Source organism: Candidatus Chloroploca mongolica (assembly GCF_004762035.2).
GTDB lineage: Bacteria > Chloroflexota > Chloroflexia > Chloroflexales > Chloroflexaceae > Chloroploca > Chloroploca mongolica.
On the sequence record NZ_SIJK02000062.1, the window covers coordinates 1 to 7,975 of the forward strand.

Sequence of the window (7,975 nt, forward strand, 5' to 3'; positions counted from 1 at the left end):
TGTTGGCGTCGATCTCATCCAGGGCCAGGGCCCGCATGTCGGGCGGGACATGGGTACGCATCCATGTGATGGCGCGGTCGCCAGCGGCATGCAGGACGGCGGTGATGGTGGCGAGACTGAGTCCCTGCTGGAGCAGTTCACTGGTGGCCGCTTGGATGCCACGCACCGAGGCGTGTTGGATCCAGAGGGTCAGGATTTGGCGTTCGGTCGTCGTGGTCTCCCTCATAGACGGTGCCGGTGGGTCGAAGGCTGCCTGCAGCGCTTGGCGCGCCCGGTCGCGCCAGGCATACAGGGTCGGGCGCGAGACGCGATAGGTCTGGCTCAGGGTCGTCACGAGGCCGTAGTCTCCTTGGTGGGCCAACATCATCGCCGCGCATTGTGCTCGCTGGTCGGGTGTGCTAGGATGGGTCTGACCCATGTGGTCCTCCCTGTGTGGTATGGCTTGTGGTAGTACACCAACCATAGCACCAGGGAGTTTATTTGTCAGCAGGCAGACGAGCAGTGTAAAGTTGGCCCTGCCTTTCTGAAACCTTGTCTAAGACGAAAGATCTTTCGTTACGCCGCACCTGTCCATCGGGGGGGCGGCCTCTCAGCCAGACCTTGGGTGAGAGGCCGGTTTTGCGGTTTTGTTTCTCAGGAGCGCAGTGAAGGGTGTTCATGCAGCCTCAATTGGTATGGCTGGCACGGGCCTCGGCGGGCGGCACCGCCTCAGCCCCCGCCTTGTCGAAGTGCTTGGCGAGCAGCGAGAAGTCGAGCAGATTGATCACGCCATCGCCGTTGAAGTCCGCCCGCCCATCGTAGCCCGCACTGCCGCTGCTGCGCCCGAAGGTGGTGGCGAGCACCGAGAAGTCGAGCAACGAGACCCGATTGTCATTATTCGCGTCGCCCGAGGGAAGCGGTCCGATGGCAATCGTCGCTGTGTCCCCACTCAACTCCTGCGTCACCTCCGCCCGCAGCGTCTGGGGATGCTTGACGCTCAGGGTATAGGCTCCGGGGGCGAGGCCCGCGATCTGGAAGCGACCGGCCTGGTCGAGGGTCGGGGTGGCCTGATAGACCGGCGTGCTGCTTCCCGCCGTGCGCAGCGTCACCGCGAGTGGCAAGCTCAGGCGCGGATCCGGGGAGCCGGGCTCGCCTTCGAGGTGCACCTGCACATTCACGGCCATGCCATCGCGCACGGTGAGCGTGGCGGGCACCAGCGGCCCGAGCACCGAAGCCCCGTTGGCGGTCACATCGGTCTGGCGGTCGGCGGTGCGACTGAACTGCACCGAGGTGCCAGCGGGGGCGGCCTGGCGGGCACGGAAGGTGACGGTGGCGAAGTGGAAAGTGCCCTGGGGGAAGGGTTGATTCAAGGCGCTGCGCACGAGATCCAGCTGGCCGGGCGTCGCATTGATACGCCAGATCAGCTCGATCGGGAGCACGGAGTTCGCCGTCACGGTGACGACTTCGAGGACAGCTGGGTCAAAGTCGAGGAAGAAGGCCGCGCCGTCAATCGGCTGGGTGTCGCTGCGCACCTCGAGGGTGACCATCACCGTGCTGCCGACGGCGAGGCTCGGGGACGCGGGCACCATTGCCAGGGTCACGCCCGTTGCCGGGGGCGTCGGGGTCGCGGTGAAGTTTTGGGCGCTCAGATCGCCGCTGATCGTCACACTCAGACTGGCCGGGCTAAAGCTGAAGCCGTTCTTGCTCGGCGTGAGCGTATAGCTGCCCGTCGGGACATCGCTCAGGGTGTAGTTCCCGCTGGCATCGGTCGTCGCCGTGCGGGTGCCGTCGGTGATCGTCACGTCGCTGAGACCGGTGCCGGTGTTGTCGGTTACTGTGCCACTGACGCGGTAGTTTTGGGTAGGCACCTGCACAAACTTCACCGCATCGAGCCAGACGCGGCGCGTGCCGGTGCTCTCTGGCGTTGCGTCGGTGAGTTGCACGTAACATGCCGTCCCCGCTGCACAGTGTACCGTCGCAATCTTATTCCACGCCCCAGCGTTGGTGGTCTGATCCCAGGTGACATTGGTGTCGCCATTGGCGTGATGCACCTGATAGGTGGCTGCACTGGTCGCTGGGAGCGCGTCCGTCACCTGTGGGTACCAGATGTAGACGTCGTAGAACCCGGCCTGCGGCAGATTGGGCTGCCATTTGCCCCAGTCGAGCGCCTGGTTCTGGGTGTTGTAGGTCCAGTAGGTGTGTTGGTTGTGGGCGGTGCTGCTTGTCCTCGAGGCCCAGGCTCCACTTGACTCGTATTTGCTAAAGCAGGCATTCTGATCATCACAGATCACCTCGGTCAGACCATTGTCAATGGGGGGAGTCAGATCAAAGGCTTGAGCGTAGCTGTAGTAGAGTATCCAGAAGAGGTAGTTGCCCCCAACGCCCGCACGGCCACCACCTCCCTCCCCGACCCAAGGGGTATAGGTGTAGAGTGCGGCGGTCGCACGATTGACCGGGGTAACGCTCAAGGGGTCTGATGTTTGCTTGGTGCGGCCAGGGGCCCATCCCGACCGGGTTTGTCCATTCGTGTCAATTTCCTGGAGATAAGCGCGAAGCGTAAGCGTTGCCGCGAGGATTTGCCGATCAAAGCCCTTGTATTGCTGGTCGCAGGCGGCGGTATCTGGACAACCATAACCCAGCGCATAATCTAACTGGTTCTGGGTCGGGTTGGTTGCTGAGATTAAGCCTTGTTCCATCTGAAGGCGCGCAAGGATCTGCACGGGATTGATCTGGTTGCGGAGCGACTCTTCGACAATGGCCTGACTTGCCAGACGGTTATCGGGTAAGCGATAGCTACGCAGAAAGCTACCCCGCGCCTCAAGAAACGTCTGCACCTGCGTTATCGTGACACTTGTATCACTCAAATATTCGCGATCTGAAATCAGGTTATGGCGATCAAAGTTGGTCGCACTCTGAAGTTCTATCTGTGATGATTGATACGCTAGCTCAGCCGTTGTCGTTAGCGCATGCTCATGCCCTTGTTGATCAAGAAACGTGACGGTGTAGCGGACAGCACTCGTTCCAGAGACCGGAACATCGACGAATGCGCTCAATGATAGCGGCTCTTTGGTTATTTTTTGCCAAGCGTTCAGCTGAACAGCGCGATAGACATGGTAGCCAACTGCATCTGGTTCGTCATCCCAGTTTAACTGGACATAATGAAACGTTTGCCAGATAGTGAGCGGGCGTACTCCGATAGGTGGTGTAAAATCGGCGGTGAAGATGGTGCTGGCATTCTTACTCACAGATGGGATAAAGACCCGCCAAGACTCTGGTACGGTTGGTGTAGGCGATGGAACGGTGGGCGTTGGTGTGGCGGTAGGTATTGGTGTGTTGGTCGGGCTTTCGGTTGGCGTACTAGTCGGGGTCGGCGCGCTGGCGTCCGTAACCTCGACGGTAAGCGCGCCAACCGCGCCAAGCACCGAGACGCCTTTTGCTGTCACATCGCTCTGGCGCTCGAGCGCGGGCACGCCCTGGTTAAAACTCAGTGTACTCGTCCCGAGCACGTCGAGCGCACGCACCTGAAAGGTTGCCACCGTAAAGGTGCCACTGGGGAAGGGTTGGGTGAGCGCCCCGCGCACATGGTCAAGTGTGCCGAGTGTATTATTGAAGCGGTTCACCAACTCGAACGGCAACGCTGCCCCTGGCGTGACCTCACTCACCTGGAAGCGGGTGGGGTCAAAATCGAGAAAGGCCGCCACCCCATCAATGGGCTCGGTGCCGGCCTGCACCTCAATCGTCACCGTGACGGTCTCGCCCGGGGCCATCGTCAGCGTCGCGGGAACCAGGTTCAGAGTTACCGTCGGTGTGGGCGGGATTGTGGCCGTTGGTGTAGTGGCCGGGGTCGGGGTGCTGGAGGGCACCGGGCTGTCGGTTGGCACATTGGTCGGGGTCAGGGTCGCGGTCGGGGTGCTGGAGGGCACCGGGGTGTCAGTTGGCGCATTGGTCGGGGTCAGGGTCGCGGTCGGGGTGCTGGAGGGCACCGGGCTGTCGGTCGGCGCATTGGTCGGGGTCGGGGTCGCGGTCGGGGTGCTGGAGGGCACCGGGGTGTCAGTTGGCGCATTGGTCGGGGTCAGGGTCGCGGTCGGGGTGCTGGAGGGCACCGGGCTGTCGGTCGGCGCATTGGTCGGGGTCAGGGTCGCGGTCGGGGTGCTGGTTGGGGTCTCAGTCGGGACGTTCGTCGGCGTGCTGGTCGGGGTCGGCACACTGGCGTCCGTAACCTCGACGGTGAGCGCTCCGACGGAGCCAAGCACCGAGGCACCATTGGCGGTCACATCGCTCTGGCGTTCGAGCGCGGGCACACCCTGGTTAAAGCTGAAGGTACTCGTCCCTGCAACATCGAGCGCACGCACCTGAAAGGTTGCCACGGTAAACGTGCCGCTGGGGAAGGGTTGGTTGAGCACTCCACGTACCAGGTCAAGCGTACCGAGCGCATTATCAAAGTGGTTCACCAACTCAATGGGCAACGCTGCCCCTGGCGTGACCTCACTCACCTGGAAGCGGGTGGGGTCAAAATCGAGAAAGGCCGCCACCCCATCAATGGGCTCGGTGCCGGCCTGCACCTCAATCGTCACCGTGACGGTCTCGCCCGGGGCCATCGTCAGCGTCGCGGGAACCAGGTTCAGAGTTACCGTCGGTGTCTGAGGAACTGTTGCTGTCGGGGTCAGGCTCGCGGTGGGGCTCTCAGTCGGATTCTCAGTCGGACTCTCGGTGGGGTTCTCAGTCGGCGTGCTCGTCGGGGTCGGTGCGCTGGCGTCGGTAATCTCGACGGTAAGCGCGCCAACCGCACCAAGCACCGAGGCACCATTGGCGGTCACATCGCTCTGGCGTTCGAGCGCGGGCACACCCTGGTTAAAGCTGAAGGTACTCGTCCCTGCAACATCGAGCGCACGCACCTGAAAGGTTGCCACGGTAAACGTGCCGCTGGGGAAGGGTTGGTTGAGCACTCCACGTACCAGGTCAAGCGTACCGAGCGCATTATCAAAGTGGTTCACCAACTCAATGGGCAACGCTGCCCCTGGCGTGACCTCACTCACCTGGAAGCGGGTGGGGTCAAAATCGAGAAAGGCCGCCACCCCATCAATGGGCTCCGTCCCGGCCTGCACCTCAATCGTCACGGTAACGGTCTCGCCCGGGGCCATCGTCAGTGTCGAGGGAACCAGGCTCAGGGTCACCGTCTGCGTCTGAGGAACCGTTGCCGTTGGGGTCGGGCTTTCGGTTGGGATGCTGGTTGGGGGCGGGATCTCGGTCGGGCTCTCAGTCGGCGTGCTGGGCGTCGGCTCGATTGGGCTCTCGGTCGGGCTTTCGGTTGGGGTCGGTGCGCTGGCGTCGGTAATCTCGACGGTAAGCGCGCCAACCGCACCAAGCACCGAGGCACCATTGGCGGTCACATCGCTCTGGCGTTCGAGCGCGGGCACACCCTGGTTAAAGCTGAAGGTACTCGTCCCTGCAACATCGAGCGCACGCACCTGAAAGGTTGCCACGGTAAACGTGCCGCTGGGGAAGGGTTGGTTGAGCACTCCACGTACCAGGTCAAGCGTACCGAGCGCATTATCAAAGTGGTTCACCAACTCAATGGGCAACGCTGCCCCTGGCGTGACCTCACTCACCTGGAAGCGGGTGGGGTCAAAATCGAGAAAGGCCGCCACCCCATCAATGGGCTCGGTGCCGGCCTGCACCTCAATCGTCACCGTGACGGTCTCGCCCGGGGCCATCGTCAGCGTTGACGGTACGAGGCTCAGAGTCACGGTTGGCGCAGCCATCAGCCGGGCCAGCGAGAAGGTGATACCAACAAGGATCACCAGAACGACGATCAGACTGGGAAGCCAGAGATGGTTCGGTTGTCGCTTGCTCCGCATAGCTGCGCCTCATCATTCATTTCAACAGGGCTTCTTCGCCCCCTGGTATGCTCGGATGCTTGATGCGTTGGTCAATGTCGTTTGCTTGGGTTGGGCCACCCTGAGTGGCAAAGGCTCTTTCCCCCCCTCCCCAGCCCTCCCCCCGCTGGGGGGAGGGAGTCCGGCCTCCTCCCCCCAGCGGGGGGAGGTTGGGAGGGGGGCGGAAAAGTCGGGAAACGTCTTTCCCAGACTTCTTACCGTGTCGTTGCTGCCCGGATCGTCACCGGCAGGTAGACGGTATGCTTCGCCGGGCCTAGCGTGAGCCGCCATTCCGTTGCCGCCAGGGGCACCACGTGCCCACGCGCCGTGACCGCACTCTGCCCGTGCTCACCGTCATCCACGAGCCTGATCGCGGTCGCGGCGGCATCGGTGCGCGCCCGCACCTTGATCTGCGCGAGTTGCACCTGCCCCGTGGGAAGTGGCGAGGCGAGGGTGCCCCGCGCCAGGATGATCCGTCCGGCGATGGGATCGACCACCTGCTGGAGCGAGCGCTCGAGCGTGGCATCGCCCGTCACGGCGAGCACTTCGAGTACGTTCGGGTCGAAGGCCAGTGTTGCCGCGGCCCCATCCAGCCCGGTCGCCGGCGCGTGTACCGCCACGTTCAGGGTCACGATCGCCCCGGCGGTGAGGTTCGGCACGACCTGCTCCGCTCGGATGACTGACTGACTGGCACGGGCCTCGGCGGGTGGGGGTTCCGAAGCCCCGACCGTGTTGAAGTGCGTGGCGAGCAGCGAGAAGTCGAGCAAATTGACGACATGATCGCCGTTGAAATCCGCCCGCCCATCGTAGCCCGTGCTGCCGCTGCTGCGCCCGAAGGTGGTGGCGAGCACCGAGAAGTCGGGCAGAAAGACCCGATTGTCATTATTCGCGTCGCCCGAGGGGAGCGGCCCGATGGTCATCGTCGTTGTGTCCCCACTCAACTCCTGCGTCACTTCCACCCGCAGCGTCTGGGGATGCTTGACGCTCAGGGTATACGACCCAGGGGCAAGGCCTTCGATCTGGAAGCGACCGGCCTCGTCGAGGGTCGGGGTCGCCTGATAGACGGGCGTGCTGCTTCCCGCCGGGCGCAGGCTCACTGCGAGTGGCAAGCTCAGGCGTGGATCGGGCGAGCGGGGCTCGCCTTCAAGTTGCACCTGCACCTGCACGGCCATGCCATCGCGCACGGTGAGCGTAGTAGGCACCAGCGGCCCGAGCACCGAGGCTCCGTTGGCGGTGGCATCGGTCTGGCGGTCGGCGGTACGACTGAACTGGATCGAAGTGCCGTCGGGCGCGGCCTGGCGGGCACGGAAGGTGACCGTGGCGAACGGGAAGGTGCCCTGGGGGAAGGGTTTATCCAAGGTGCTGCGCACCATGTCCAGCTGACCGGGGGTCTGATTGATACGCCAGATCAGCTCGGTCGGGAACACGGAGGCGGGCTTCACCGTCACCACTTCGAGGACAGCCGGGTCAAAGTCGAGGAAGAAGGCCGCGCCATCAATCGGCTGGGTGTCGCTGCGCACCTCGAGGGTGACCATCACCGTGCTGCCGACGGCGAGGCTCGGCGACGCGGGCACCATCGCCAGGGTCACGCCCGTGGCCGGGGGTGTCGCGGTCGCAGTGAAGTTGCGTCCGGTCAGATCGCCATTGACGGTCACACTCAGACTGGCCGGGCTAAAGCTGAAGCCGCTCTTGCTCGGGGTAAGCGTGTAGCTACCGGCGGGCACCTCACTCAGCGTATAGTTGCCGTTGGCATCGGTCGTTGCTATGCGCGAACCGTCGCTGATCGTCACGCCGCCAAGCCCGTTGCCGTTGGCGTCGATCACGCGCCCGCTGATGGTGTAGGTCGCTGGAGGAATGAGCGTGCCAGTGAAGTTGTGACCAGTCACATTGCCGCTGACACTCACACTGAGCGATGAAGGGTTGAACGTATAGCCACTGCGGCTGGGCGTAAGCGTATAGCTGCCGGCGGGCACATCGCTGATGGTGTAATCGCCAGTGCTCGTGGTAATCGCCATGCGCGAACCGTCGCTGATCGTCACGTCGCTGAGACCGTTGCTATTGGCGTCGGTGACGCGCCCGCTGATGGTGTAGGTGTTGCGCGTGCCAGTGAAGTTGCGTCC

At 63.3% G+C, this 7,975-nt stretch carries 3 protein-coding genes; all 3 read right to left on the minus strand.

The genetic code is table 11. The annotated features are described in order from the left end of the window. Positions 1 to 418, minus strand: a 418-nt coding sequence (locus tag EYB53_RS21320) for a hypothetical protein (protein ID WP_135480845.1), incomplete at its 3' end; no start/stop codon positions are given. Between the two features lie 247 nt (positions 419 to 665). Then, entirely contained in the window at positions 666 to 5,837 is a 5,172-nt protein-coding gene (locus tag EYB53_RS21325; protein WP_135480847.1) for a cohesin domain-containing protein, read from the minus strand. 233 nt (positions 5,838 to 6,070) lie between these two features. Continuing rightward, positions 6,071 to 7,975 (minus strand): carboxypeptidase regulatory-like domain-containing protein (locus EYB53_RS21330; RefSeq protein ID WP_205712716.1); only part of this gene is annotated, 1,905 nt, incomplete at its 5' end.

What these genes read in the sequence shown, in the direction of transcription:
- EYB53_RS21325 (WP_135480847.1), bottom strand. Translation starts at nt 5,837, where the DNA reads ATGCGGAGCAAGCGACAACCGAACCATCTCTGGCTTCCCAGTCTGATC.